The organism is Qipengyuania huizhouensis (genome assembly GCF_019711635.1).
Lineage (GTDB): Bacteria > Pseudomonadota > Alphaproteobacteria > Sphingomonadales > Sphingomonadaceae > Qipengyuania > Qipengyuania huizhouensis.
The window spans coordinates 445,003-470,538 of the sequence record NZ_JAIGNT010000001.1 but is presented as its reverse complement, the minus strand read 5'-3'; the positions used below and the strand labels follow the sequence as shown (position 1 = coordinate 470,538).

Genomic DNA, 25,536 nt, shown 5'->3' with positions numbered 1-25,536 from the left:
CAAGCGGAAGGGTTGACCTTGGGCCCCTGCGAAACTAGATGCGCGGCCTCTCTCCGGCCCGGGAACGATTCTCGCCATGCCGGACGGCTGATGCCCCGTCGTCTAATGGTAAGACTACGGACTCTGACTCCGTCAATTGAGGTTCGAATCCTCACGGGGCATCCAATATTCTGCAACGACATTTCGAAGGTTCTTGCAAGACGCGGTTCGTGCCGTGTCTCCTGATCCAGCAATGCGCGCGTCAGTCGTTCGCGGTCGCCAGTAAAGGGCACCGCGATATCCTGGCGGAGAAGGCATAGGCGCCTCCTTCGGGTTCGACCTCAATCAGGCTCTCGCTATCTTCGATCAGGCAGATGCCCAGGCCCTTCGCCTGTTCGGGGTCGAGGACGATTGCATATCGTCCGGGCCGGACCTGTTCGAAATAGGCATAGCCATCGGTCTCGCTTCGCAGCCAGCGCGTCTCGCCCTCGGTATCGAGCGGCTTCAGGCCCAGCCTGACCCCGCCGACGGCCTGTTCGTCCGATCCGGATACGAAAACCACCGTGCCTTCGACTTCCCCTACGCTGACGATGGCGAATTCCGCCGAATGCGTGCGTCCGCGCCGCGGTATGATTTCAAGCCCGGGTTCTGCCGGGACCAGCGTGATGTCTGGCAGGGTGGCCATATCGAGCTGGATCTTGGTCGGCCGATGTTCGGGAAGGCCGGTGATCATCGCGTACCCCCGGTCGTCGGTGAGCACGGTCTCGCTCGGCGAGAAGAAGGCCAGATCCGGGAAGATTGCCTCGTCCTCGCTTCTCACGCCATCGGCATTGCGATCGTGGAAGGCGCGGACCTCGACCGCACCGAGCCGGGCGCGGGAAAGATGGTCGACATAAAATCCGCGGGAACTGCGGCCGAAGGACAGGCCCCAGCGCAGGGCGACCGCATGCGACTTGCGCTGGAAATCGTAATCCGCTTCCAGTGCCAGCGTCGTCTTTCCCAGCCGGGTGAGGACCGAGGCGCTGGTGGTGAGGCTGGAACCGTCGAAGCGGTATCCGGCGCCGGCCTGCAACAGAAAATGCTCGCCGAAATTGCGGTCGGCCACCAGCGATACCGCGTTCGGCTCCAGCGTCGGCAATATTTCGTATTCGAACGATGCCCGGACCCGCGTGTTCTCGCCCCGGGCGGCGGTGAGGTCGAATACGCCGATCGCCTGTTCGGCCTCGAAGCCCTCAGCCGTCTCGAACGACACATATTCGGCGGAATTCGAAAACAGGAAGTCGCCCTTCCTGATCGATCCGCGCAGGCCGACGCGATTCTCGAACGCGCCATCGTCGTATTCTATGCGGCGCGCACGGGCGACGACCGGCACGAACAGCTGCTCCGACAGGTCGAGCGAGGTGGAGAGGTTGACGTCGGTCGCACGCGATAGAGCGCGCCTTCCCGGGGCGAGCAGTTCGTCGACGAAGCCCCCGGAATATTCGCCGTGGTTCACGGTGAAATTCGTATTTCCGAACCGGCCGTTGAGCCCCCCGACAAAAGCCCGGCCTCCGCCGGATGCGAAGGCGGCGTCGAAACGCAGCCCGGTGCTGCCGAAGCCGGTCCGCAGGCCGATGGTTCCTGCCAGTTCCTGTCCGTTCACGGCTTCCTCGTCGAACGAGGCGCTCGCCACGGTGGTCAGGCTTTGGGAAAGGCCGTAGCTGGCTTTCGCAATCGCCCGCCAGCCACCTGCATAAGGGGGAACGATCGCACCTTCGCGGCGAACGTCGAGGACCGTGCGTTCGTTCTGGACGACGCCCAGATCATAGACCAGTTCGCCCTTGCGGACGCGCCCGTCGCCCACACGGATGGTGCGGACCTCCTCGCGCTGCTGGCCCTGTGGGCCGTAGAACACGAGCCGGAACGCATTGATGCCGAAGTCCACGGGAACCCCGAGGAATTCGTATTGGCCGTTCACTGCCCTGTCGGTCGATCCCAGCAGCACACCGTTGCGATAGAGTTCGACCTCGTAACCGTCCTGCAGGACCCCGCGCAGATCGATTTCGTCGAACACCGACTGCGTATCCAGCGCCGCATTCGAAATGCGGAAACCGCGGCCGAAGGAATTGCGCAGGCCGACCGGTTGCTGGACGGTCTGGATGTCGCCCAGTGCAAAGCTTGTCGCGTCGAGCGGGCCCAGCATGCCGCCGTCCGGATTGTCCCGGCCGATTTCCATCAGGGCGGCGGTCAGGCCGTCATTGCTCGCCGCGGCAAGGAATATCTCCGCACTGGCGGTAGCGAGATCGCCAGCGAAATAAAGCTCGCCCTCGAGGCGTTCGCCCCGGATCTGGTCGGACATTGCCCTTAGTTCGAGGTCCGCCTTGGGCATGCTCGCGAGAAGATAGGGCGTATGGGCGCGCGGGAATTCTGTCACGTCGTCGGCAGTGCCCTGGCTTTCCAGCAAGCCGCGGCGTCCGTCGCGGCGCTGGCGCGCCTGGAAGGGAAAAACCTCCAGCGTTGCGATCGCGACCGATTGCGCCCTGAGATCGACTTCGACTTCAACCGGAAGGATCAGTTCCAGCACCGTTGGGCGGACGTAGAGTTCGCCATCGAAACCGACCACGGCCTCTTCGTCTATCGCGATCTCGCGGCCTTCGAGAACCGCGAACCCTTGCCCGGCTGTCAGCGACAGGGTGCGTGTTTCGTTGAGGATCCAGCCGCTCGCATGGCGCCCGTCCGGGCTGGTCGAAATCGCGAGATCGAGAAGCCGGGAAATCAATCCGAAAGGCAGGTAGACTTCGGGCAACCGCCCATAGGCGATGATCGTGTCGCGGCGATTGGCACCCTCGATCTGCAATTCGAGAACGAGTTCGTCCTGGGCGGTGAATGGCGTCCCAGCCTGCTCTGCGGCGGGGGGTGACAGGGGGGCGGTGGAGGGATCTGCGGCGGTTTCCCCGGCTGCTACAGGCGCGGCAAGGACGGCGCAAAGAGCGCCGGAGGTTCGCAAAATCGCGCGAAGAATGGCTGATCTGCGATCCACGAGCGATCAGGGTGCTGTGAAGACAGCCTCCGCCAGAACGGCACCGGGATCGTAATCGTCGTCGATAAAGGCGACCCGCAGTTCCTCGCCGCTCGAGAGCGGGGCTACCTCTTCGTCGAGCGTGAATGGCAGCAGCACATCTCGGGCATCGATTTCGGGATAGATTCCCACTCCGCGTGCGACCACGATCGGCTCGTCTTCGCCCGCGCGAAACACGCGCACATCGCCATAGGCGGAGCGCGTTCCCTCGCGCGTCAGCCTGAGGCCGAGGGCGCGCCTGCCGTCGGGCAGGTCGACCAGTCTCGTATTCTCGATAGCGAGGCTCAGCGTCGTTTCGCCGACCCTGACGATGACGGGAATGGAAATGCCGAAGCGCGGCTTGATCGTCACGCCGATACCGTCCGCCTGGCGGCCCGAGATCACTTCGTCGATCGACACGCCGCCGCCGGAAGACTCAGGACGCGAAATGGCGAGGAAATGCGCCCGGTATTCGCCGGGCGGAGTATCCGGCGAGGGGCGGGCCATGAGCCTGATCGTCTGGCTCTCGCTCCCGCCCAGGGTAAGGCGCTTGGGAGACCAGCGGATCATGTCTTTGGCCGATTTCACCCGGTCTGCAAGCGCGGGATCGTCGACCTGATCGAGCGCGACCAGGCGCCCCTCGGGCGTCATCGCCATTTCGGTGATGTCGATCTCGTAATCGCCTTCATTGGGCGTGCGGTTGAACAGGCCGACCTGCGCGGTGCGTTGCCGGCCCTGGATGACGACCCGGCGGGGGTAGAGGTTGATATCGCCCATCCCGCCAACCGCACCTTCCGGCATGGCCGTGGTTTCGGCATCCCCGGATTGCGCCGTGCCTTCCTGCGCAATAGCAGCAAAGCCGAAGCCGCCCAGAAGAGCGGTGGCGAGTGCGGATTTCATTAATATCTTGGCAGGTTTCATTCGGTCGGTTCCGTAGTTTTACGTACCTTCCGCTTATGACCGGACTTGGTAAATTAATGATAAATTACCGTTACCTCGTAGGTGCCGGTATAGTCTCCCGCAGGTTGGTTCGCACCGATCTGCAGTCGACCGCCGATGCGGAGCTCATAGCTGCCGTTCGCGTCAAATCGTTCCTGGCCATTCACGTTGCTGCGTAATTTATCCACGGTCATTGATGCAGTTCCGTTGAATATCGTCAGCCTGTTCGGATGGGATACTCTGAACATCCTGTTTGCATCCCCCGTGATGGTGAAGCGGCCAGCGCCGCGTGTGCCGGGTTGTGGAGTTGTAATCCCGACGACGGCGCCGCCCGTCGCGCTGATCGAGTCATCCGTACCCACCGTCACCGTCCCGGCAGTGGCCGGCTGCATGATCGCGCCGAAACGCAGATCTTCGATGGCGGTTATCCCGGCCGGTTCGACGACGACCGCCTGCGCGCTGCCCTCGAGCCGGGCTTCGGCTGCCTGGGCGGCAGCGGGCTCAGCGGCGAATGCGCAGAAGCAGGCGACCGCGGCGGCCGTGAAAAGATGGATGGACGGCTGCATGGAGGAGTGACGGACCCGGCCGACCGAAAGATCGGCCGACCGGATCCGCCCACGTTCTTAGTTGTACGCTACAGTCGCGTCGTAGGTGCCGGTGTAGTCACCAGCGGCCTGGTCGGCTGCGACGGTCAGCGTGCCGCCGACCGTGAAGCTGCCGTCACCGTTGGTGTCGAGCGTATCGGAGGCCGAAGATACAGCAGTTGTAAAGGTCATGGTTTCGGTTCCGTTGGAAACCGAACCGCCCGTTGCCGAGATGGTAAAGGAACGGTTTGCGTCACCTGCAACGGTGAAGCTGTCGGCGGTGTTAACCGAACCGCTCACGAATTCCACGTCGCCGGTCACCGAACCCGCGCCGCCCGGTGTCACGACGACAGTGCCGCCCGCGCCCGCCAGGAAGCTGCCGAATGAAAGGGCGGCGCCCGCGTCATGCTCCAGTTCGATCGGAGCGACGACCGTGGCGGTTGCGGTGCCGGTTGCGGTGTCGGAATCGCCCGGAGCTGCAACAGCAGCGACGGGAAGGGTGAGTGCGATTGCACTTACAAAAATCTTTTTCATCGTAACGATCCTCGAATTGCTCACAGTAACGAAGGTGTCCCCTTGCGTGACCTCAATTCTAGGGTTGCGATTTTAAGAAAACGCTTATTCGTGGTTAGGGGCGAATTAACCATCGAAAGACGCGGAAAAACGGGATTCAATCTTGCCGAACAGGCTTAATGATACGCTAAATTAACCAAGACATGACCGATGTATTCATCGCCGTCTGCACCTTCGGGAACCCGGAGCCGACCCGAGAATCGGACTGTGCTGATACCGTCGGGCCCGTGCCACTCCGATCCTTCCAGCCAGTTCGAACCGCGCGCCTCGATGCTGCCCACCGCCAGGCCCGTGTCGGATGTCGGGGAGGTGGCCAGCACATCGGGCTGGATCGTCAGGGAAAATTCGTAAGCGCCTGGCGATCTGATTTCGAATCGTCCGGCCTTCCCGGCAATCCTGGTCTGGCCGGATGTCGCCACGATCGAGAACGTCATATCCGCCTTGGCCGTGACGGATAAGGGTTCGATCACAAGTGCCGAGGCGCGACCGACCGATGAAGAAGCGCTATCCTGCGCGCTGGCAGCCGAAGTACAAAATATAAAGGGAAGGGCAGCCAAAGTGACCAAGGCAAGAGGACAATAATTCCCGGACTGTTTTGTACAAGTCGGCATAGGAAGTTTGTGCCTTTCCCAACAAGATGTTCCGCTACCTGCATGTTCTCTTGGTACGAACAAGTCAAACTGTCCCAAAATGGGAGAGGGGGCATGCTTATGATATTCTACATATAGGTCAGTTATACTAAGTAGAACTCAGTAATGACTATAGTGTTTAGAAGGTTCTACGTAATAACCACAAATTAACCATATGGCAGTAATGGAAGAGTTATCGGAAAATTACATGGCCTTTTCTCATGATGCCGGACCTGCAAAGGAAACTATTGATGCGCAAGGGGATGGCCGCCGCGGCAGGTGGAGGACGGGTATTGTCCGTAGTCCGGAGAATTGCATGCGTATTCGGTAAAGGCGCGGGCGCATTCCTTGCTTCGGCCTGTCTGATGCTGGGTTCCTTGCCCGTCCCCGCCGCCGCGGCACCCCGGACGATCCAGATAATCGAACAGAGCAACCTCCGCTTCGGGAAGATCGCCGTGCCCTATTCCGGCGAGCGAGTGGTAGGCACCGATGGAAGTGTGCGGGATACCGGCATTCTTTCAGCAGGAGCGGCGGATACAGGCCCGGCCAAATTCGTTGTCACATATGATCGTGGGAACGAAGGCAAAAGGGTCATCACGGTCGAGGTCCAGCTCGGCATCAGCAGCGGCCTCTATTCGAACGGTGGGGTCGAGTCGAGGTTGAAGAACCTCACTTCGGACATTCCCGGGTATACGATGATTGCCGATGGACAGATCGTCACGCTCAGCCTGCCCAATTGCCAGACCCGCGTGTGCAGAACGGAATTTACCATCGGTGCCACGCTGCAGGTGACCAATACCGGAGGCGGTGCGGAAGTGGTCATCCCGACATATCTGGATGTGATGGTCGTCAGTATCGACTAACACGGACAGATGCCAGGTTGCCTATCCGGTCGTGGGTGACGAACTGGCGGTATGCGCCTGAAGAGACTGCGAGCGAAGTCGTCGGCGTGCTGGAAGACCATCGCCTATCCGAACAAGATTTGCCCCCGAGATCGCGCGCTATAGCAATCACGCTTTCTTGCCCGAGCCGCTGGACGCGCCGGCTCCAAACGCCTACACCGCCTGCCATCCCCGGGGAGCCATGAGGCTGAGAGGGCGGTTGAAGTCCGCCGACCCGTCGAACCTGAACCGATTAGCATCGGCGGAGGGAGTGGGCGGCCATTGCGCGTAGTCCGCTCTCCCGCATCGTGGAGAGATTACGCATGGCCGAAGGTGTCGACATTCCTGCATGGATTGCCCTGTTCATGGGGCTTTACGCCCTAGCGGCAGGTATCGGAGAATTGCGCCATCCGGGCGGGTGGGCCGCAATGCTCGAGGATTACGAACGCAATACAGCGCTGCGCTTCCTGACCGGCATCGTCTGTATCGGACTGGGCGGGGCGATCTATCTCGTGTCGCCATGGCGGCCGGACGACTGGCTCGCGATCCTCATCACCATACTCGGCGGCTGGATGGCGGCCGAGGGCGCGCTGATCCTTGCGTTCGGCGATGGCCTCATGCGTCTCGCCCGCCGCCTGATGGGCAAGGCCAACCAGCTCTGGGCGTGGTTCTCGCTGATCCTCGGCGCGTTCCTCATCGGCTCCGCCCTGTTCCGTCTCTAGTTTCACCTGCATCGAAGAAAGGTCCGTTTCATGGCCGACATCAACAGCACATTCGACATCGGCGTCACCACCGGCCCGATCCGCGGCAGCCGCAAGGTCCATGTCGGCGCGAAGAGCGGCAGCGGCGTGCGCGTCGCCATGCGTGAGATCGATCTCGAGGGCGGCGAGCCCAGCGTGCGGGTTTACGATACCTCCGGCCCCTATACCGATCCCGATGCGGTCATCGATATCCGCAAGGGCCTCGAGCAGAAGCGGCGCGAATGGATCCTCGCCCGCGGCGATGTCGAGGAATACGATGCCCGTGAGGTGAAGCCCGAAGACAATGGCCAGCTCGGTCCCGACCGTTCGGGCGGTGTGCCCGCTTTCCCCAACGTGGCGAAGAAAGTGCTGCGCGCAAAGCCGGGCGCCAATGTCAGCCAGATGCACTATGCCCGCCGCGGCATCATCACGCCCGAGATGGAGTATGTGGCCGAGCGCGAGAACCTCGGCCGCGAAATGCTGCGCGAGGAAGCTGCCCGGCTGGAGGCGCGCAACGATGGCCAGCCCTGGGGCGCATCGCTGCCCGATTACGTCACCCCCGAATTCGTCCGCGACGAGGTGGCACGCGGCCGCGCGATCATCCCCAGCAACATCAACCACCCCGAAACCGAACCGATGGCGATCGGGCGCAACTTCCTCGTCAAGATCAACGCCAACATCGGCAACTCCGCCGTGGCGAGCGACGTGGCGAACGAGGTCGACAAGATGGTCTGGTCGATCCGCTGGGGCGCGGACACGGTGATGGACCTCTCCACCGGCCGCAACATCCACGACACCCGCGAATGGATCATCCGCAACAGCCCCGTCCCCATCGGCACCGTGCCGATCTACCAGGCGCTCGAAAAGGTCGGCGGCATTGCCGAAGACCTGACCTGGGAGATATTCCGCGACACGCTGATCGAGCAGGCCGAGCAGGGCGTCGACTATTTCACCATCCACGCCGGCGTGCGCCTGCCTTACGTGCCGATGACCGCAAAGCGCGTCACCGGCATCGTCAGCCGCGGCGGCTCGATCATGGCGAAATGGTGCCTCGCGCATCACAAGGAGAGCTTCCTCTACGAACGCTTCGACGAGATCACCGAGATCATGAAGGCCTATGACATCGCCTATTCGCTCGGCGACGGCCTGCGCCCCGGCTCCATCGCCGACGCCAATGACGAAGCCCAGTTCGCCGAACTCTACACTTTGGGCGAACTCACCAAGCGCGCTTGGGCGCAGGACGTGCAGGTGATGATCGAAGGCCCCGGCCATGTGCCGATGCACAAGATCAAGGAGAACATGGACAAGCAGCTCGAGGCCTGCGGCGAAGCGCCCTTCTATACCCTCGGCCCCCTCGTCACCGACATCGCGCCGGGGTACGACCACATCACCAGCGGCATCGGCGCGGCGCAGATCGGCTGGTACGGCACCGCGATGCTCTGCTACGTCACGCCCAAGGAACATCTCGGCCTGCCCGACCGCGACGATGTGAAGGTGGGCGTGGTGACCTACAAGCTCGCCGCCCACGCCGCCGACCTCGCCAAGGGCCATCCCGCCGCCAAGGTCCGCGACGACGCGCTATCCAAGGCCCGCTTCGAATTCCGCTGGCGCGACCAGTTCAACCTCAGCCTCGATCCCGACACCGCAGAGCAATACCACGACCAGACCCTCCCCGCAGAAGGCGCCAAGACCGCGCATTTCTGCAGTATGTGCGGCCCGAAGTTCTGCAGCATGAAGATCACGCAGGAAGTGCGCGAATTCGCCGCGAAGCAGAATTCGGAGAGCTATCTTGCCAGCGAAAACATCAAGCGCGAGACTTCAGCCGAAGAGGCCGAGGAAGCGGAGAAAGGCATGGCGGAAATGAGCGAGGTTTACCGGGAGAAGGGAGACCGTCTATATCTGCCTGATCAGGAATAAGAAAATGATAGGTGAGGAATGAAAGTCAGGCTCATAGATGAAGGAGAAATCGACGGCATCCTCGAGCGTGACGAAAGCCATTTCTTTGACTTCAAGGCCCGCGAGACGCCTCCCGCAAAACTGCAGAAGGCCGTCGTGGCTTTTGCCAATGCGGACGGTGGCGAACTCATTGTAGGCATTGCAGATGAAAAGGAGGCTGAAGGAAGGAGTCGTCTGAATGGGTTTTCAGACTTGGAGTCAATGAATGGTATCCTGCAAAGCCTCTTCGAATTGAATCCGCCACCGGAATTGCAATACGAGTTTCTGAAATCTGACGGTCATTTTCCGGGGTATCTCTTGTTGTTGCGCGTTGAAAAGGGCGCCAGCGTATACAAGGCGGCCGACAACACAGTCTTCGTCAGGCAAGGGGCACAATCGATACCGATCAAAGATCCAGAGCGCATAGCCGCGCTGGGTTTTGCGAAAGGGGCGAAGAGCTTCGAAGATGCTCCGCTCGATGATTTGCCTGCGGAAAACATCGTTGAAGCTCCGGAGATGGTCGGGTTTCTTGAGCATGTATCGCCAAAAAGTGACCCTCTCGAGTTCGCCCTTAATCAAAATCTTTTGGAACCGAAAAGTTGGAGGCCGCGTGTTGCTGCGGCCCTTCTTTTTTCGCCTAGTCCCAGTGCATTCATTCCCCGCAAATGCGGGGTCAAAATCACAAGGTATACGACCTCTGAGGACGATCCAGAAAGGGATCACCTAGCCGAGCAATTCACTATTGAAGGTCCGATGTATCGCGCAATTTCCGATACCGTCGAAAAGGTGCAGGAGGTCATGAATGCGGTTGAGGTCTGGACTTCGGATGGCCTTAAGGGTTTGGAGTATCCGCCAGAAGCGATCTGGGAAACCATCGTAAACGCATTCATCCATCGAGATTATTCAATATCCGACGATATCCAGATACTGATTTTCGACAATAGGATGGAAATTCTAAGCCCAGGCACGTTGCCGGGCTACGTTACGGTAGACAACATTCTGGAGGCGCGGTTCTCACGCAACCCAAAACTCGTAAGAACCTTGGCTCGATACCCAAATGCGCCAAACAAGGACCTTGGAGAGGGCCTGAACACGACCTTCCAAAAAATGAAAGAGTGGGGCTTCAAAGAACCCGAAATCGGTATCGACGGCAACTACGTCAAAGTCACTCTGCCACACGCCAAGTTAGCAGCCCCTACCGCTGCAATTATGGAATTCCTGCAGACTGAGGACCGGATCACAAACCGGCAGGCGCGCGACATCACTGGAATTAAATCGGAAAACCTTGTGAAAATTGAGTTCTACAAACTTCGTGATGAGGGGTTGATCGAGCGGGTTCCGGGGTTGGCAGGCCCTAAATCGGCTTGGCAACTTACCCCAGAAGGCAAAATCAAGAACGAAGCTTGATCAATACGCCGCTAATTCGAGGCTCTGAAGGCTAACCCGCCGGAACCAGCTTCTCCACCAGCGCCCTGAGTTCGCTCGGCGTGGTGTGGCCGGCGACGATCTCGTGATAGCCGATGCCCGCCTTGCGCAGCGCTTCCTTCTTCACCGCATCGCGCGCGGCGGCGGTGCCCTGGTGGTGGCCCGAGCCCTGATATTCGAGCGCGTGGATCACGCAGCAATTCTCGTCCATCAGCGCGAAATCGACGCGCTTTGAGTTGACTGCAAAATAGGCGGGTTTGCTCTTGCTCGACAGGAACTCGCCCAGCGAAACCTGCGCCATTACCTGCCAGCCCGGATTGCGCGCGATCACGGCCTCGTCGAGCGTCTTGAACACCTTTGCCTCGGGCCGGTTGAGCAGCGAACGGGACTGGAAATCCGCTTCCATCACGATGCGCAATTGCTCGGTCGAATCCGCTGTCGATCCCTTGCTGCGGAAATCCGAAACGTCCTTGAGGTAGGGCTTGCGATAATTCGAACGGCGGCGCCTGCCCTTGCTTTTCGGCTCGAGAAACGCCTTGGCAACACCGACAATCAGCGCGAACACCGTAATGAACACGAGGATCGAAATCCAATTGCCCATATTGGCCGAAACCATGTCCATAATATCCATGACCGCTATCCGCCTCCCCACAGGATCGCTCGCAATTCAATGTGCTAAATGGCAGTAAATCGTCAAAGCTTTCTTTCACGCCTAAATTGTTAGAAGCTGGACCCCGGATCAGGTCCGGGGTGACGAGATCAACCTGTTGCACTCCCCCCGCACCCGTTCCACATAGCCCGCATGTCCGCAGACTGCTGTTCCTCCAAGTCCACCGAACTGGAAAAGCTCGCGCGCCAGGCCGATCAGCGGCGCGTGCTCGTGATCGTGCTGGCGATCAATGCCGTGATGTTCGTGCTCGAATTCGGGGCGGGGATCATTGCCGGGTCCGCCGCGCTGATGGCGGATGCGTCGGACATGCTGGGCGATGCGGTGGTCTATGCGGTTAGCCTCTACGCGCTGGCGCGCAGCGACCGGTGGAAGGCCGGGGCGGCGATGCTCAAGGGCGTGGTCATCCTTGGCCTCGGCATCGGGATCGCGGTCAATGTCGTGCTCAAGATCCAGAGCGGGGTGCCGCCGTCCTCCACGCTGATGCTGGTGTTCGGCGCGCTGGCGCTGGCCGCCAATCTCGTCTGCCTGCGCCTGCTCACCCGCTTCCGCCACCAGGATGTGAACATGGCGAGCACTTTCGAATGTTCGCGCAATGACGTGATCAACAATTGCGGCGTGCTGGTGGCCGCGGGGCTGGTGTGGGGGCTCGCCTCGCCATGGCCCGACATCGTGATCGGCGGGCTGATGGCGATGATCTTCCTGCGCAGCGCCCTGCGCGTGATTGCAGAAGCCGCCCCGCAGCTTCGCACCGCCTGAGGCCGGGCAGGCGAACCCTCTCCGGACAAAGCAAGGCCCGCCGCGGAGGAATCCGGGGCGGGCCTGCGTTTATTCTGGTGCGAAGGATCAGACTGGGGATTTCATCGCGCCCATCTCCGCATCGGGCAGGGCGGACAGGTCTTCTGCGCTCATGCCGGTCTGCACGTCCATATCGTCGCCATCGGGCCGGGTGGTGAGGCCGTCCATCGGCACTTCGACCCAGCGATCGGGATCGGTGTCTTCCAGTTCGATGACCAGCCCAGTCACCGCGCCAGCCGCATCGCGGCGTACCGCCTCGATATCGCCAAGGTCGGTGCCGTCGGCGGTGAGCAGATCGGCGTCGAGCAGCTCTTCCTCGGTCATGCCCAGCGCGGCCTCTTCATTGCTGGCGGCATAGGCGCTCTGGTCGGCTTCCATTTCCACCTGGTCTTCCATGCGATCGGCTTCCTGTTCGGCAGGGGTTTCGCCGCAGGCGGCAATCAGGGCGCAGGCGGCGGCAAGGCTGGTGAAGGCGGTCTTGGGATGGTGCATGGATGGTCCTTGTGATGATCGTTCACCCGTTCAATGCGTGCGGCAGGCCGCCGTTCCGAAATCGGCGGGGCAGGCGGGAACGCGATGGCATCCGGCGGAGTTTACCTGCAATGAAACTTCTCGCCCCGCTCGCCGCCACGCTGGCCCTGGCTCTCTCCGCCTGTGCCACCACCCCTGCCGCACAGGACATGGTCACCGTCACCGGAGAGGCGACCTATCGCGAACGTATCGCCCTGCCGCCCGATGCGGTGATGACCGTCCGGATAGAGGACGTGTCGCGCGCCGATGCCCCGGCTCCGGTGCTGGCGGAGGAAAGCTATCCCGCCGATGGGCGTCAGGTGCCGCTGCCCTTTGCCGTGGAGGTGCCGCGTGCGGCGCTGGAAGGCGCGATCACCACCTCCGCACGCGTGCGGATAGAAGACGGTGATGGCCGCCTGATGTGGATCACCGACACCCGAACCCCCGTGACGCCGGTGGCAGGGGAAGCCCGCATCGATCTGGGCACGCTGGTGATGGTCCGCACTCAGGGCTGAGGCGAAAACACTTTCCTACAGGCGTGCAGCCGTGGCTCATCCTGCCGGATGACCGACGAACCGACTCAGCCTTCCGCCCCATCTGCCTCCGCTGCCGCCAGCTCGCGCAGGCGCGCGCGGCAGTGCAATGCCGATTATCGCTGGACCGTGCCCAAGGTGCAGGCCTTCCTGCGCGCGCTCGAACAATGCGGGCGCGTGGCGGAAGCGGCGAGGGCGGTGGGGATGAGCCGGCAGGCGGCCTATGCCCTTCGCGCCCGGCTGGACGGGCCCGCCTTTCGCGAAGCGTTCGAGGGTGCACGCCGCACCGGCCTGCGCGCCCGTGCGGCGGCGAGCAGGGCGCGGCTGGAGGCGCAGCGTTCGCCGTGGGAAGGGCCGGGGCTGAAGGCGCTCGACTACCTGCGCGCCGGGGCGTCGCAAGCTGACACTCCGGCGCGCAGGCCGACAATTCGGGCGGGCAAGCCGTCACTCGCCCTGCGCAAGCCGACGCCGACATGGCTCATGCCGACGCCTCTCCGCACAAGCCGACTGTTTTTACCCCTGGACAGTGTAACAACCGGTCCATGTCTCGCCCCGCATCCTGGCGGGGAGGGGGCTGAGCGGACACTCCGGCGGAACATCTGCGCGCGCCGGAGCTTGGTTGGGAAGGCACACACCATCCAAGGAGACCATTATGTCCGTTGCCAAAGTCACCGAAGTCATTTCCTCCTCGACCGAAAGCATCGAGGATGCCGTCCGCCAGGGCGTAAAGCGCGCGGCCAAGACCATCCAGGGGATCGAGAGCGTCTGGGTCAAGGATACCAAGGCCCGGGTTTCGGGAGGCGACATCACCGAATGGCGCTGCACGCTCAAGATCACCTTCGTGGTCAACGACTGACCGAAACGGAAGGAACGCCGGCAGTGGCCGATCTCTACCTCAAGAACCTCGAATCCGAACGGCGTCAGCTATGGGCGACCTCGCGTCTGAAGGGCTTGCCCAAGGATACGCCCGAACGCCGCCGGATCGGCGAGATCGACCGTCTGCTGGCAGAGCACCGGGGCGCGAAGAAATCCCGCGCCGCCGGTGCTGGCGGCGACGCGGCCGAAGACTGACCGCTCAGGAGTTCTTCATGTTCTCCAGCCCGCGGATCGCGCCTGGCTTGAGGCTGGGATTGGAGGCGTTCTGCTTGGGCCCCTTGTCGGCCTTAGGCTTGCGTGCTTCGCGGCTCTTGCGTTGTTGACCCTTGGCCATGTTCGTTTCCAGTAAGGGCGGCATGCCCCGCCGCGGCCATACGCCCTTTCGGGCAAACACCCGCATCAATTCGTATGGGCCACATGGCCGATAGCGACGAATGATTAGGAGTCTCGCCAAGGCTGTGCTACTAAGCCCGTGCTGACGTCGAAATTTGCGACGGACTTCGGATTTTGACGACCGCCGCTTGCTGCTTGCAGCCCCGGCGTAAACCAGACGACGACTTCCTTTCTTCGGACGACCTTACGCACGACCGCACCGCATGTCGCGGCGCGGCAAATACCCGTTCTCGAAAGGAACATCACATGGCCAAGACTGGCACCGTAAAATTCTTCAACTCCGACAAGGGCTATGGCTTCATCCAGCCCGACGACGGTTCGGCAGACAGCTTCGTGCACATCAGCGCCGTGCAGGCCGCAGGCATGCAGACGCTCGATAAGGAGCAGCGCCTCAACTACGAAGTCGAGCAGGGACGCAATGGCAAGGAAAGCGCCATCAACCTGTCGGCTGCCGACTGACGCGAATACCCGACGTTGCGCGCCGTGGCCGGCGATCCCGGCCATGGTGCGCAGCATCTTTCAGTTTCCCATCGGAGCCCCGCGAACATGAGCCAGACCTACGAATTCTATTCCACCCGCGCGGAAGAAGCCGCCGCCGATGCGAAGGCCGCGGAATTGGCCAATGTGCGTGATCGGGCGCTGCGTTCCGAAAAGACCTGGCGGGGCCTCGCCGAACAGGCCCGCTCCGTTGCCGAACAGCGCCGCAAGCTCGAACGCGAGAAGGCTGCCGAGCGCATGGCGCTGGACGCGGCCACTTCCTGACCGGCTGACGAGTCCCGCCTCCGTGCGGACCTTTTCTACATTATCGATGCTTTGCTAGCGGGAGGGCCAACCCTCACCGCCGTTTCGTCGTGCCAAGAAAAGAGTGCGACACGCGCTATTTCCTAGCTGGAATCGGGAAACCGAATCTCGGGCGGTCCGTTGATCCTGCAAGGCATAAAAGGAGAAAAGCGCCATGCAGGTCCAGTTCAATTCCGACAGCAGTGTCATGGGTACGGAGAATGTTGCCGAGCGTATCGAGGCCAGCGTTCGCAGCAAGCTTGCCCGGTTCGAGGAACGGCTGACCCGGATCGAAATTCACGTGCGTGACGAGAATGGGGCCAAGGGCGGGGGCGACGACAAGGCCTGTACCATCGAGGCGCGCCCGCGCTCGGGCAAGCCGATCGGCGTGACCGAACATGCCGCCAAGGTGGACGATGCGGCTCGCAAGGCGGCCAATACGCTCGTCCAGCGGCTTGAACGGACCTTCGGCAAGGAACAGCGCCACGGCCATGATCCTCGCCCGGAGAAGGTTCTCTAAGAGGTGGCATTCGGCCGGGGCACGTGAGTCCGTCCCGGCCAATCTGTTCGGGGTCAGGGGGAGGTAATGTCTTTCAGGGCGAGGGCTTTTTCCTGGCCGCGTTCCCCGATCCCGTTGTTTCGGTCGATAAGCAAACCGACCACCATGACGATTATTCCAGGGATCGCCCAGGATGCCGCGGCAAGGAAAAGCACCGGCACCCGCGCATCGGGCAAGATCAATCCGGCAAAGCCGATCAGGACCGCCGTGGCATGGATGCCCGCGAACCAGATCGGCCAGTGCCGGTTGGATGTCATTGCGATACGGACCATGATTGCAAGCAGCAGGAGATCTACGATGCGCACGGCGATATGCTTATCCAAGCCATCGAAGACGTATCCCATTAAGGAGGTCGCGGCGCAGAAAATCGCAGCCATCGCCTTGCGATCCAATGCATCGCCGATTTGCCATCCGATCGATAAGGCTCCGAGGAGAAACAACCAGAAGGCAAATGCGACGATCATCTCTGGCTTCCCTATGCAGCGTCGGCTTCGACAGCAGGTTCGGATCTTTGCGCCTGTGCCTGCGGCAAGCCGTCGGGACAGCCGAACGACACGGCCTGAAGGCTCGATGTGCGCTGAATGGCGATAAGCTCGCGGACCGCGTGTGAGATGTCTTCCCGGCCGGCGATCAATTTGGACAGGCTCTCACCGGCATTGGCAAGGGCCGGTTGGGGTGTCGAGACCGGCAGGCGCGACGCCCGGCTCACCTCGACGATGCTGGCGCAAAGATGTGCCATCGACATGACCGCCTGGTCCAGCGCGTCGACGGATTTTTGCGTGTCGGCTGCAACAACCTGGCCGGATGACTTTTCGATTTCGAACATGATGTTCTCCTTCATGCCGCAACCCTGATTGCTTGCGGAGAAAGGAAAGAAATCATTCGGCGAGACCCTTTGCCAGAGCGGAAGCCGCTATAATGGATAGAATGAGGAAACAGGTCAGCATACTGCAGATCATCGCGATGCGGAAAATCCAGGTGATGCGGAGCTGGGCGTTGGCCGTATTCCTGATACCTCCGAGGCGGGGCAGGATCCGTTCGTTTGGCGAACTCGTGCCTCTCTGCCCGGCGTTGGGAAATATCATCCCGGCGTGAATCACAGGATCGCCCAGCGTTTCGGGATTCGAAAGTATAAGCGGCGTCTCCGAATTGCGGTGCAGACCTCTTTCGAACTCGTGCATCAGCGCAACCGCAGCCGTTCTGTTGGCGCAACCGAGATTTGCGAGTGCAGCACCGATATGCTGATCCACCGTTCGCGGAGAAATGCCCAGTTCACGTGCGATTTGTTTAGTTGTGAGCCCCTTTTTGACGAGCGTCATGCAGTCAAGTTGGCGGCCGCATAGGGGGAGTACGATACGATCCGTATCATCGGAAATTCTGAAACGTCCGTTTCGGACCAGAATTTGTTCCACGTAGCTTCCCCCCTCGGAAAGGTCGGAAATGCGGACCCTATCGACCGCGGCGCAAACCACAGCCTCAATTACTAAGTTATCATTTCGACTTAATATGGAGAAAGTGACGTAATTAGTCAAGTCACAGATTTATATAGGTAATTTTCTATTAATATGGCGCGATCAACGTAATCGACACTGTTCTGATGCCGCCCTGATCTGAACCCGCATACCATTTCATGCCGGTCTTATTGAACGGGCTATGCCGAGATATATGCTGTCAGGGTCTCGGAAAGCCGACATGGCAGATCTATCGTCAGTCTCGGTGAGCGAGAGCAGCTGCAACATCTACAGTCTTGGAGTTACCGATCTTCGGTTCCGCAGGAGCTGCTTGGGAATGTCCTGCGATTTCGATTTTCACCGGTTCGGCCAAGGCCATAGGAGCTTCTGCGCGGGTGATGCGTTGCCTGGCCGGTGGTCCGGTCTCTTCAATCGAGCTGTCCAGCCTCTCCGCGCGGCCTCCAGTGTAGGCGAGCAAAGCCCCTTCGCGCGCGATCCTTTCGGGGCTCGCTGTCTTGTAAAAATCATAGCCTGCGCTCAGTTTCGCGGACTCGTTGCTTCGGTCTTCCCGCCATATGGATCCACCGCGATCGTGGAGACGGCCGTGCAGGGCGAGTTCCGCGACCTCGATCGTGCCTTCTGGAGTCTTGAGCGGGTAATGGTCGGGCAGGCTCGCCATGTTGCGCAAGCCATCGTTGGATGCGCCGATGATCGGGGTTTCGGGCAGGGTGTCGCTATATCCTTCCTTGAGAACCGTGCTATCCCCGATCATGGCGCCGCTCACGGCTCCCGCGATTGCCACGATTACCACCGCACCCAGGATTTGGGGAGCGAACTTCATCATCTGTCTCCGCAAGTAGCGTTTTGAAAAGTAACGCATGCCTCGGTTGCCGAGTTCCCTCCCGGGCCTGCCGCGGTAACGCCTGCATGTTGTCGGCGATCCCATCGGTAAGGTTGGCCTGACGGAACAGTTAATGGGATGGTGAGGAATGTAAGCCATAATCCCCCGTCAGACCGGGACTAACGGACCAAGGGCAAGATGCACGAATTACAAAGCCAGTTCGCCACTCAGGAAGGCGAGGCAGCGTGGACTGCCGTGATGCATGAACACTTTCACGCCGGGCAACTGGATGATGCGCAAGAATATCTGGCGGCGCAGCTCGCCGAGCTCGATACGGAACTGGCAACGCGATGCCTGATCGACGAGCCCGACCGCGTGAAAATCACCGGTTGGGACGAATTGTGCGAAGCGATCGAACTGCATGAAGGAGAGCAGATCACCGGGGTAACGCTGGCCATCGCGAATGAAACCGACCGCGCCTTCGAGAAGGGCCAAGTGCATCACCCCTATATGATGCTGGGTCTGTATACGGACGAGCCATTCGTCTTCAGCCGTGCCGACAGGGCGGCGCTGGTGGAACAGACCGCCGCAGAGGAAGGACCGGCTTGGGCAGGCTATGACGAGGATATCGAGGTATTCCTCGAGTGCGAGGGACTCGATGCGATCAACACCGCGCTTGTCCATCACAAGGAACGCCACTTTTTCAGGGACGATACGCCCGATCACGCGCCTCGGCGCTATGTGGAATATGTGTTGGCATGCTGGTGGCGCGCTCTCCTGTTCCATCGCGCAGTGGAACGGATCTGCAAGGACAAACCCTTGCCGCATGACGTGCCGGTGTTAGCCGGCATGGTCGACATGAGGCCCGACGTTGTGGCCGTGCACGGATTGATCGAGGGTGATCGGCCGGCAACACCGAAACAGGTCGAGAGCGGCCCCCAAATGGCCGAAATGCTTCCCGAGAGCATGATTACCCGCCGCGAAGTCGAGGAAATCAAGGAACCTCCATCCGGCACCGATCTTCGCCGCCGGATTTCGGGAACGGTACAGGAAGAAGAGCCGGAGAAGAAAGGGCTCCTGGCTCGAATTTTCGGGCGCGGTTGACCACCGGGCGATTATTGCTGCTGTGCTTTTGGAGCGTCAGGTCATCTTTGCAGAAAGGCTGGGAGATTGCCGCCGACCGCATCGGCTCGGCAATGGACAGGCAATAGGAGACGGAACGATTTATCCTTTCCGCGATATACTATTATGCGCGGCAGGGGAGAACCTTCTCTCCAGCTCGTGACGCTGGGAAGTACCCGGAAGTAATTGTCTTTTTGCCGCTATCACCTGGGAAGCAATCCATGAACCGCCCCATAATCTTTCTGGCACCGCTGTTGCTACTCGGCGCTTGCCAGCCGGGCGGAGATACCGCCACCGGTGCCCCCGCGCAGGCGTTCGACGGAATTTCGGAAGAGGAGACCATCTACCTGACCGGAACGGAACCGTTCTGGGGCGGCGAGATCAAAGGCTCGAAAGCGCAGTACTCGACGCCGGAAAATCAGGATGGGACGACGTTCGCGGTAGAACGTTTCGCCGGAAACAACGGGTTGGCTTTTACCGGGAAGATCGATGGCGGGAATTTCGACCTTACGGTTACGCCGGGGGAATGTTCGGACGGAATGAGCGACCGAAGTTATCCCTTCGCGGCGACGCTCAAGGTCGGCGAAGAACAACGTAGCGGTTGTGCATGGACCGATCGCCAGCCCTTCACGGGACCGGAAAACCCGTGATTACGGGTACACCTGATGCGGTCGCAATCTTCGGCACCATACTTCCATGCGATCCATTTCCCGGTCTCCCTTACGGGCTGAACTGATGACTGGTGCGCGTTATGCGTGACATTCCTCGCTGGCCCCGTTTGCTGGGACTTGCAGGCTTATTGCCGCAGTTCGCATGCCTGGCCGCGGCTCTGTTCGGGCCGGACGAGTGGAAGAACACAGCAGCAGGCATTGCCGCCATCTATGCAGGGCTGGTCTTCACTTTCCTGGGCGGAGCCTGGTGGGGGATTGCCGCAGGCGCACCCGCAGCCGAAAGGCGCAGCGGCCTGGCGTGGCTCTGGATCGCCGCAGTGCTTCCAAGCCTGATCGCGTTTGGCTGTCTAGGTGCATGGGCTGGCGGGATGCTTCCACTTGAACCCGTCCTCATCATGCTCGGAGCGGGGTTCTGGATCGCGCTCGGCGTCGATTCCCGGATCGGGGCGCTCGGACCGCGCTGGTGGATGAGGTTGCGCGCGCCTCTATCGATAGCGCTCGGTGGAGCGACGATGCTTATTGCGATGGTTTAGACGTCAACACCGGCCTTGGTCAGTTCGGGCTTCAGCCGCCCGGTCAGCCAGAGCCACCACATCTTGAAATCCGCTCCGAGGCTCCACAGCGGGTAGGTGAAGGTCGCAGGACGGTTCTTCTCGACTTTGAAATGAGCAATCCAGGCAAAGAAATATCCTGCCACCGGCAGGATGGCCAGGAGCCAATAGGTACCGCTCACCAGTGCCCCCAACGCCAGCAGAACTACCAGGGTGGTCCCGAAATAGTGGAGTGCCCGCGTGCGCGGTTTCGAGTGTTCGCGCAGGTAGAAGGGCCAAAACTCGGCAAACGTCGTATAGGTCTTTGCCATTATGCCAGTGTGATGGCTCACCGGTCTGGCGGTCAAGAGTTTTTGCGAGCGGCGCCGATTTGGGGCGGCGGGATCACCTCCATCTATTCGAACGCATTGCAGCTCAATACAGGCCAGGGTTCTCACGCTGAGCAGCATTCGGTGCGGCGGGCTGCAGAAATTGTCGCGGCGCATCTTCCGCCTTCAGGATTTCGTTTTTGGCAGCCACTCCAATCGGGGTGCAGGTTCGTCCGGCGATGAAATCCAGCGCAACCGACACCGAGGCTTCCTGTGGATCGCCCAATTGGTTGAATATCCCGTCATTAGCACGGCAGGTATTAGGCATAACGCTTGCAAGGCCATTGAAGTACTCGCCCTGCCCGTCGGCGTTCACGGTCTTGAAGGTGACGGCGCGCAGGCGATCGTCGCACGCCGAGCGGTCGAAGGCGAACTGGCCCACCGGTTTGCCGAACGTATCGGTGCCCACCAATGCAATGTTGTCGCCAAGATAGGGTATCATTGAATTGGTTACCAGTTCGCTTGCGGAAGCCGTGCCTCCGCGCGCGATTACGGCCAGCTTCATTGCGCGGATCTGTTCAGGCTGGTCCTGGAACAAGGCGGTACTTTCCTCTGCGGACTTGGAAGAACGCAGTTTGGTCTGCGAAAATACCTGGCCTTCCAATCCATCGGCCATAAGGTCGCCGAGGAGTTCGGCGACCGAGACCAGTCCCCCGCCATTGTAGCGCAAATCGAGTATAACGTTGGTAATGCCCTGGTCTCTGAAGCGATCGAATGCCTCGCGAAGTTGAGGGCCTGCGTCCTGTATGATGAAGGTGCGCAGGTTCACGTAGCCGACTCTGCCGCCTGCCCCGTCATCGAGAATCTTGACGCCGTAGCGGTCGGAAACCGGATCGAGCGAGAACTCCGTCTTGGTGACACTGACCGACTTTTCGACACCGGAAACATCCCGGATCACAAAACTGCGGGTGACCCCGGGATCGCTGGGGCCGAGGGCGTCACTCACTGCCTGAGGGCCACCCATAGACATGAGCGTGGATACCGACTGGCCGTCGATTTGCAGAATTTCGGTGCCGCGATCGAAGCCTTGCGGGAACGCAGGCGCATTTTCGAACGCTTCCGCCACGAATACGCGATTGTTGTCTATGTCGTAAATCAGGCGAATGCCGAAGCCGGCGTTCGACCCGCTGTTGATCAGATCGTTCTCTTCCTGGATCGATGTGATGTAAGTGAAGCCGCGATCCTTGCCTTCCGCCCGGGCGTTGGCGACCAGTGCATCGATATAACTTTGCAGGTTGTTGTAGTTTGCCTTGGTCACCGAGGCGTCGAGCAAGTCCGGGAACAGGTACCATTCCTGGAGTACGGAAAGTGCCCAATCCTGCCTAGCTGAAAGTGAGCAAGTTTCCGTGCTGCCCCCGCCACCAGATCCTCCGCCGATATTCCCCGAGGTCCCTCCCGACCCTCCTCCGCCACAGGCTGCGAGCGAGAATGCGAGTGTTGCGGATAAAGCGGTGCGACCCAATTTCACGGCAGTTCCTCCCCAGGATGGACGCAGGTTCCCCTGCATCATGCGTTCAAGCTAGGAATGACCAATTACCCGGCGATGGGCAAGGGGCTTCTCGTTTCGAGGTGTGCCTTACGTCTGCCGTAGCGAAATATGGTGGAAAACCACGATGAATCGGGCGAAAAACGGTGCAAATTCACCGGTGAGGCATGGTCTTTGCGGGATGGCTATGCCTAGGCTGCGACCTGAATATGCGTAAATCGCAAATATGCGTAAATCGCAAAAGTAACGGATGGAGCAGCTTAATTGAGTACCGGAATGCCAGAGTGGGTTCAGCAAGCAGTCGGCGGCGGAGTGAAGGGCTCTCTCACCATCGGCGCAGTTGCAGAGGAGAAGCTGCTTGGCAAATCGGGCTTTGCGCTTTCCAGTCCCGCTTTCCGCGACGGTGGTGAACTCGATCCAAGCTTCACTGCCATCGAAGACGATGCGGTCGCGCCGCCGCTGGAGTGGACTGCTCCTCCTCCCGGCACACAGGAACTCGTCCTGGTGGTCGAGGATGCCGAAGACGGCAAGGTCCACTGGCTCGTCTGGGGCCTGAAGCCTCAGAAGGGCGCTTTGTTCGAGGGGGAAACACCTCCTCGGACAGGGAAAAACGCCGTCGGGAATTCGGAATGGATGCTGCCCGACCCGCCGCTTGGCGTGCAGCATCGTTATGTCTTTCAGCTCTTCGCTCTCGACCTGCCGCTCACCCTGATGCCGGGCGCGGGTTACGAGGAGCTGTTCAAGCAGATCAAGGGACACGTCACAGCTATCGCGATCCTCACCGCCCGTTTCGAAGGGCATGAGATCGAGGAACTGGGCGCGGAAGACTTCGACATCGAAGACTGATCAATAAGCGTAGCCAACTGAAAGGATACTGAAATGGCTGGCAAGAACAACGCACTGCAGAAGCCGGTGAATCTTTCGCCGGAACTGGAAAACGTAGTCGGCAAGGGCCCAATGACCCGTGCACAGGTCACCTCGAAGGTCTGGGACCACATCAAGGCGAACAACCTTCAGGATTCGAAGGACCGGCGCATGATCAATCCCGACGACAAGCTGGGCGCGGTGATCGGCAAGGAGCAGATCTCCATGTTCAAGATGACCGGTGCCGTTTCGAAGCACATGTCGTAATCTTCAGGAGCGGCGGCGCCACGGCCAGTCTGTGACGCCGCCGCCCCATAGCGCCAGCCAGACAAGTACCGGTTGCGCGGCCATTCGCGGCAGATGGTAGGCCAGCCCTAGACCTCCATCGTTGCGCGCCATATCGATTGCGAAATGATTGAGGTTGGCGGGGAACACGCAGCCCGCATAAAGCGCCAGGCCGATCGCGCCGGCTTTTCTCAAATTGACAGACCATGGCTGGAGCAGCGCTGCGGCGCCCAACAGTTCGGCAACACCCGTCCAGAAAATTACACCCTCGGGCTCAGGCACCCACCCCGGCATGATGTCTATAAAGGGGCGGGGCGAGACGAGATGGAGATATCCGGCGCCAGCGTAGAATATCGCGAGCAGCCACCGGAAGATGGCGCGGGTCACTCCTCGGAAACCTCGACGCCGTTCCAGAAGGCGATATGATCCTTGATCTGTGCGGCGTCCGGCTTGGGATCCGGATAATACCAGGCTGCATCTGCGTTGATGGCGCCGCCCGCATTGACCGAATGATACTGCGCCGTGCCCTTCCACGGGCAGATGCTGGTCCTCTCGCTAGGAACGAGGGCACTCCGTGCGACGTCCGAAGGCGGGAAATAATGATTTCCCTCGACCACGACCGTATCGTCGCTCCGGGCGATCTCTTCTCCATTCCAGCGCGCCACAACGGTCATGTGCAGTCCCTTTCTTTCGATGGATCATTCGCTAGAACAGCCAACGAAGACTGTTCCAGTTCCAGCGAGGAGAAATTCGTGCCTGCCATTCGTCCTTACATCGGTGTTGCCGCCCTGGCCCTGCTTTCTTCCGCAGCGATTGCGCAGCAATCGCCCGAAGCGACAGCAGAAGCTGCGCTGGAGGCTGCCCCGGTATGGGACGGGCACAACGATGTTCCGATCCAGCTGCGTGCACGTTTCGGCAATGTCATCAATGACTTCGATTTCGCCGATACGCTCGACACCGCAGAGGGCGAGCGCAACGCCATGCATAGCGATCTCGCCCGTCTCGACCGAGGCCAGGTCGGAGCTCAGTTCTGGTCGGTCTATGTCAGTCCCGCCGGGGAAGAACCGCTCGCGGTGCAACAGACCATCGAACAAATCGATGTGACCAAGCGCCTGATTGCGCGCTATCCCTCCGACCTGCAGCTGGCTCTGACGGCGGACGACGTCGAGGAGGCCATCGCAGCTGGCCGGATCGCCTCGCTACTGGGAATGGAGGGCGGTCATTCGATCGGCAACAGCCTCGCCGTGCTGCGACAGATGTACGATCTGGGCGCACGCTACATGACCCTGACCCATGGCCGCACGCTGGATTGGGCCGACAGCGCGACCGATGCGCCCAAGCATGGTGGGCTCAATGCCTTCGGCATGGACGTGGTTCGCGAAATGAACCGTATCGGCATGTTGGTCGATCTCAGCCATGTGAGCGAGGCGGCGATGCACGATGCGCTGGACGCTGCCCGCGCGCCCGTGATCTTCAGCCACTCCGGAGCCCGTGGAGTTACAGGCCACCTCCGTAACGTACCCGACGGCGTACTCGAGCGCCTGCCAGAGAATGGCGGGGTGGTGATGGTTGTCGCGCTTCCGTGGTTCATCAATGAGGATCTGCGAAACCATTCGGCCAATCGCGCGGCGGAGCGTGCACGATTAGAAGCGCTCTACCCGGGGCTTCCCGATGAAGTCGAGGCGCAACTGGCGAAATGGGACGCGGAAAATCGCGAGCCGGTCTCGACCATCTCGGACATGGCCGATCATATCGATCACATCCGAAAAGTGGCGGGCATCGATCATATCGGTATTGGCGGCGACTATGACGGAATGCCGCACGGACCTTCCGGAATGGAGGATGTCAGCGGTTATCCGGCATTGTTCACAGAACTTGCGCGGCGCGGCTATTCACAGGAAGATCTCGAGAAGATCTCAATGCGGAACGTGTTGCGGGCGATGCGCGAGGCGGAGGCTTATGCGCAAAGCCAGCGTGGCGCGATGCCGATCGAATATCCGGCGGGCGAGCCGCGCCACGAAGAAGGCTAGTCAGTCCCGGCGTTTTCGCCTTGCAGCCT

34 protein-coding genes, 1 tRNA gene and 1 riboswitch are annotated in these 25,536 nt (G+C 60.6%); of the genes, 18 read left to right on the top strand and 17 right to left on the bottom strand.

What is annotated here, in order from left to right:
* Positions 1–91 precede the first annotated feature (91 nt).
* Positions 92–165 (top strand) — tRNA-Gln (locus tag K3180_RS02290).
* 76 nt (positions 166–241) lie between these two features.
* On the opposite strand, the gene K3180_RS02285 is transcribed toward K3180_RS02290, so the two are convergent.
* The 5 genes from K3180_RS02285 to K3180_RS02265 form a co-directional block, all read right to left on the bottom strand.
* Positions 242–2,998: a hypothetical protein gene (locus K3180_RS02285; RefSeq protein WP_221538022.1), complete on the bottom strand. Its 2,757-nt coding sequence runs from the start codon at positions 2,996–2,998 to the stop codon at positions 242–244.
* Positions 2,999–3,004: 6 nt separating this feature from the next.
* Positions 3,005–3,937 carry a fimbrial biogenesis chaperone gene (locus K3180_RS02280; RefSeq protein WP_221538021.1) on the bottom strand — a complete coding sequence of 311 codons (933 nt, stop codon included), beginning with the start codon at positions 3,935–3,937 and terminating at the stop codon, positions 3,005–3,007.
* 53 nt (positions 3,938–3,990) lie between these two features.
* Positions 3,991–4,521: a DUF4402 domain-containing protein gene (locus K3180_RS02275; RefSeq protein WP_221538020.1), complete on the bottom strand. Its 531-nt coding sequence runs from the start codon at positions 4,519–4,521 to the stop codon at positions 3,991–3,993.
* 57 nt (positions 4,522–4,578) lie between these two features.
* Positions 4,579–5,073, bottom strand: a complete 495-nt coding sequence (locus tag K3180_RS02270) for a DUF4402 domain-containing protein (protein ID WP_221538019.1) — start codon at positions 5,071–5,073, stop codon at positions 4,579–4,581.
* A gap of 155 nt (positions 5,074–5,228) precedes the next feature.
* Positions 5,229–5,669 (bottom strand): hypothetical protein, encoded by a 441-nt coding sequence (locus K3180_RS02265; protein ID WP_221538018.1) that lies wholly within the window; start codon positions 5,667–5,669, stop codon positions 5,229–5,231.
* A gap of 323 nt (positions 5,670–5,992) precedes the next feature.
* Between K3180_RS02265 and K3180_RS02260 the strand changes: the two genes are divergently transcribed.
* The 4 genes from K3180_RS02260 to K3180_RS02245 all read left to right on the top strand — a co-directional run bounded on the left by K3180_RS02260 (position 5,993) and on the right by K3180_RS02245 (position 10,704).
* Positions 5,993–6,604 carry a DUF4402 domain-containing protein gene (locus K3180_RS02260; protein ID WP_221538017.1) on the top strand — a complete coding sequence of 204 codons (612 nt, stop codon included), beginning with the start codon at positions 5,993–5,995 and terminating at the stop codon, positions 6,602–6,604.
* Positions 6,605–6,805: 201 nt separating this feature from the next.
* Positions 6,806–6,910, top strand: a riboswitch (TPP riboswitch).
* Between the two features lie 35 nt (positions 6,911–6,945).
* Positions 6,946–7,344: a hypothetical protein gene (locus K3180_RS02255; RefSeq protein ID WP_221538016.1), complete on the top strand. Its 399-nt coding sequence runs from the start codon at positions 6,946–6,948 to the stop codon at positions 7,342–7,344.
* A 30-nt stretch (positions 7,345–7,374) separates the two neighbouring features.
* Positions 7,375–9,279, top strand: coding sequence for a phosphomethylpyrimidine synthase ThiC (thiC, locus tag K3180_RS02250; RefSeq protein ID WP_221538015.1), 1,905 nt, complete (start codon positions 7,375–7,377; stop codon positions 9,277–9,279).
* Between the two features lie 18 nt (positions 9,280–9,297).
* A complete protein-coding gene (locus K3180_RS02245; protein ID WP_221538014.1) occupies positions 9,298–10,704 on the top strand; it encodes an RNA-binding domain-containing protein in 1,407 nt (468 codons plus the stop codon).
* Positions 10,705–10,735: 31 nt separating this feature from the next.
* On the opposite strand, the gene K3180_RS02240 is transcribed toward K3180_RS02245, so the two are convergent.
* Positions 10,736–11,353 carry a DUF2726 domain-containing protein gene (locus K3180_RS02240; protein ID WP_221538013.1) on the bottom strand — a complete coding sequence of 206 codons (618 nt, stop codon included), beginning with the start codon at positions 11,351–11,353 and terminating at the stop codon, positions 10,736–10,738.
* A gap of 171 nt (positions 11,354–11,524) precedes the next feature.
* Here K3180_RS02240 and K3180_RS02235 point away from each other — a divergent pair, with 171 nt between their 5' ends.
* Positions 11,525–12,148 carry a cation efflux transmembrane domain-containing protein gene (locus K3180_RS02235; protein WP_221538012.1) on the top strand — a complete coding sequence of 208 codons (624 nt, stop codon included), beginning with the start codon at positions 11,525–11,527 and terminating at the stop codon, positions 12,146–12,148.
* 87 nt (positions 12,149–12,235) lie between these two features.
* Here the strand turns inward: K3180_RS02235 and K3180_RS02230 are convergent, their stop codons facing one another.
* On the bottom strand, positions 12,236–12,679 hold the full coding sequence (locus K3180_RS02230; RefSeq protein ID WP_221538011.1) for a PRC-barrel domain containing protein: 444 nt from the start codon (positions 12,677–12,679) through the stop codon (positions 12,236–12,238).
* A gap of 110 nt (positions 12,680–12,789) precedes the next feature.
* On the opposite strand from K3180_RS02230, the gene K3180_RS02225 reads away from it, so the two are divergent.
* Positions 12,790–13,212, top strand: coding sequence for a YbaY family lipoprotein (locus tag K3180_RS02225; RefSeq protein WP_221538010.1), 423 nt, complete (start codon positions 12,790–12,792; stop codon positions 13,210–13,212).
* 36 nt (positions 13,213–13,248) lie between these two features.
* Here K3180_RS02225 and K3180_RS02220 read toward each other — a convergent pair whose 3' ends face one another.
* A complete protein-coding gene (locus K3180_RS02220; RefSeq protein WP_221538009.1) occupies positions 13,249–13,629 on the bottom strand; it encodes a hypothetical protein in 381 nt (126 codons plus the stop codon).
* A 253-nt stretch (positions 13,630–13,882) separates the two neighbouring features.
* On the opposite strand from K3180_RS02220, the gene K3180_RS02215 reads away from it, so the two are divergent.
* Positions 13,883–14,086 carry a dodecin family protein gene (locus K3180_RS02215; RefSeq protein ID WP_221538008.1) on the top strand — a complete coding sequence of 68 codons (204 nt, stop codon included), beginning with the start codon at positions 13,883–13,885 and terminating at the stop codon, positions 14,084–14,086.
* Positions 14,087–14,109: 23 nt separating this feature from the next.
* Entirely contained in the window at positions 14,110–14,301 is a 192-nt protein-coding gene (locus K3180_RS02210; protein ID WP_221538007.1) for a hypothetical protein, read from the top strand.
* A gap of 4 nt (positions 14,302–14,305) precedes the next feature.
* Here the strand turns inward: K3180_RS02210 and K3180_RS02205 are convergent, their stop codons facing one another.
* Complete coding sequence (locus K3180_RS02205) at positions 14,306–14,464, bottom strand: hypothetical protein (RefSeq protein WP_221538076.1); 159 nt, start codon at positions 14,462–14,464, stop codon at positions 14,306–14,308.
* A 281-nt stretch (positions 14,465–14,745) separates the two neighbouring features.
* On the opposite strand from K3180_RS02205, the gene K3180_RS02200 reads away from it, so the two are divergent.
* The 3 genes from K3180_RS02200 (at position 14,746) to K3180_RS02190 (ending at position 15,799) form a co-directional block, all read left to right on the top strand.
* A complete protein-coding gene (locus K3180_RS02200) occupies positions 14,746–14,958 on the top strand; it encodes a cold-shock protein (RefSeq protein WP_221538006.1) in 213 nt (70 codons plus the stop codon).
* Between the two features lie 87 nt (positions 14,959–15,045).
* Positions 15,046–15,261 (top strand): hypothetical protein, encoded by a 216-nt coding sequence (locus K3180_RS02195; protein ID WP_221538005.1) that lies wholly within the window; start codon positions 15,046–15,048, stop codon positions 15,259–15,261.
* A 193-nt stretch (positions 15,262–15,454) separates the two neighbouring features.
* Positions 15,455–15,799 (top strand): HPF/RaiA family ribosome-associated protein, encoded by a 345-nt coding sequence (locus tag K3180_RS02190; protein ID WP_221538004.1) that lies wholly within the window; start codon positions 15,455–15,457, stop codon positions 15,797–15,799.
* Between the two features lie 53 nt (positions 15,800–15,852).
* On the opposite strand, the gene K3180_RS02185 is transcribed toward K3180_RS02190, so the two are convergent.
* From K3180_RS02185 to K3180_RS02170, 4 genes are all read right to left on the bottom strand, one after another.
* Positions 15,853–16,302: a hypothetical protein gene (locus K3180_RS02185; protein WP_221538003.1), complete on the bottom strand. Its 450-nt coding sequence runs from the start codon at positions 16,300–16,302 to the stop codon at positions 15,853–15,855.
* An 11-nt stretch (positions 16,303–16,313) separates the two neighbouring features.
* Positions 16,314–16,664 carry a hypothetical protein gene (locus tag K3180_RS02180; RefSeq protein ID WP_221538002.1) on the bottom strand — a complete coding sequence of 117 codons (351 nt, stop codon included), beginning with the start codon at positions 16,662–16,664 and terminating at the stop codon, positions 16,314–16,316.
* A 52-nt stretch (positions 16,665–16,716) separates the two neighbouring features.
* The gene (locus K3180_RS02175; RefSeq protein WP_345719417.1) at positions 16,717–17,250 is read right to left on the bottom strand and encodes a LuxR C-terminal-related transcriptional regulator; all 534 of its coding nucleotides are present in this window, start codon (positions 17,248–17,250) and stop codon (positions 16,717–16,719) included.
* A gap of 295 nt (positions 17,251–17,545) precedes the next feature.
* Positions 17,546–18,133 carry a hypothetical protein gene (locus K3180_RS02170; RefSeq protein ID WP_221538000.1) on the bottom strand — a complete coding sequence of 196 codons (588 nt, stop codon included), beginning with the start codon at positions 18,131–18,133 and terminating at the stop codon, positions 17,546–17,548.
* A gap of 195 nt (positions 18,134–18,328) precedes the next feature.
* On the opposite strand from K3180_RS02170, the gene K3180_RS02165 reads away from it, so the two are divergent.
* The 3 genes from K3180_RS02165 to K3180_RS02155 all read left to right on the top strand — a co-directional run bounded on the left by K3180_RS02165 (position 18,329) and on the right by K3180_RS02155 (position 20,456).
* On the top strand, positions 18,329–19,234 hold the full coding sequence (locus tag K3180_RS02165; protein ID WP_221537999.1) for a hypothetical protein: 906 nt from the start codon (positions 18,329–18,331) through the stop codon (positions 19,232–19,234).
* Positions 19,235–19,473: 239 nt separating this feature from the next.
* Positions 19,474–19,902, top strand: a complete 429-nt coding sequence (locus K3180_RS02160) for a COG3650 family protein (RefSeq protein ID WP_221537998.1) — start codon at positions 19,474–19,476, stop codon at positions 19,900–19,902.
* Between the two features lie 101 nt (positions 19,903–20,003).
* Positions 20,004–20,456 (top strand): DUF3429 domain-containing protein, encoded by a 453-nt coding sequence (locus K3180_RS02155; RefSeq protein WP_221537997.1) that lies wholly within the window; start codon positions 20,004–20,006, stop codon positions 20,454–20,456.
* Here the strand turns inward: K3180_RS02155 and K3180_RS02150 are convergent.
* Both K3180_RS02150 and K3180_RS02145 read right to left on the bottom strand, forming a co-directional pair.
* A complete protein-coding gene (locus K3180_RS02150) occupies positions 20,453–20,785 on the bottom strand; it encodes an Mpo1-like protein (RefSeq protein ID WP_221537996.1) in 333 nt (110 codons plus the stop codon). The genes K3180_RS02155 and K3180_RS02150 overlap by 4 nt on opposite strands.
* Before the next feature lie 103 nt (positions 20,786–20,888).
* Entirely contained in the window at positions 20,889–22,115 is a 1,227-nt protein-coding gene (locus K3180_RS02145) for a S41 family peptidase (protein ID WP_247710224.1), read from the bottom strand.
* Between the two features lie 525 nt (positions 22,116–22,640).
* Here K3180_RS02145 and K3180_RS02140 point away from each other — a divergent pair.
* Both K3180_RS02140 and K3180_RS02135 read left to right on the top strand, forming a co-directional pair.
* Positions 22,641–23,174 carry a YbhB/YbcL family Raf kinase inhibitor-like protein gene (locus K3180_RS02140; RefSeq protein ID WP_345719413.1) on the top strand — a complete coding sequence of 178 codons (534 nt, stop codon included), beginning with the start codon at positions 22,641–22,643 and terminating at the stop codon, positions 23,172–23,174.
* A gap of 33 nt (positions 23,175–23,207) precedes the next feature.
* Positions 23,208–23,459 carry an SWIB/MDM2 domain-containing protein gene (locus K3180_RS02135; RefSeq protein ID WP_221537994.1) on the top strand — a complete coding sequence of 84 codons (252 nt, stop codon included), beginning with the start codon at positions 23,208–23,210 and terminating at the stop codon, positions 23,457–23,459.
* Between the two features lie 3 nt (positions 23,460–23,462).
* On the opposite strand, the gene K3180_RS02130 is transcribed toward K3180_RS02135, so the two are convergent.
* Positions 23,463–23,864, bottom strand: a complete 402-nt coding sequence (locus K3180_RS02130) for a DoxX family protein (protein WP_221537993.1) — start codon at positions 23,862–23,864, stop codon at positions 23,463–23,465.
* Positions 23,861–24,151 carry a DUF427 domain-containing protein gene (locus K3180_RS02125; RefSeq protein WP_221537992.1) on the bottom strand — a complete coding sequence of 97 codons (291 nt, stop codon included), beginning with the start codon at positions 24,149–24,151 and terminating at the stop codon, positions 23,861–23,863. The genes K3180_RS02130 and K3180_RS02125 overlap by 4 nt, the downstream gene beginning before the upstream one ends.
* 78 nt (positions 24,152–24,229) lie before the next feature.
* On the opposite strand from K3180_RS02125, the gene K3180_RS02120 reads away from it, so the two are divergent.
* Positions 24,230–25,507, top strand: coding sequence for a dipeptidase (locus K3180_RS02120; protein WP_425594506.1), 1,278 nt, complete (start codon positions 24,230–24,232; stop codon positions 25,505–25,507).
* Positions 25,508–25,536: the final 29 nt, after the last annotated feature.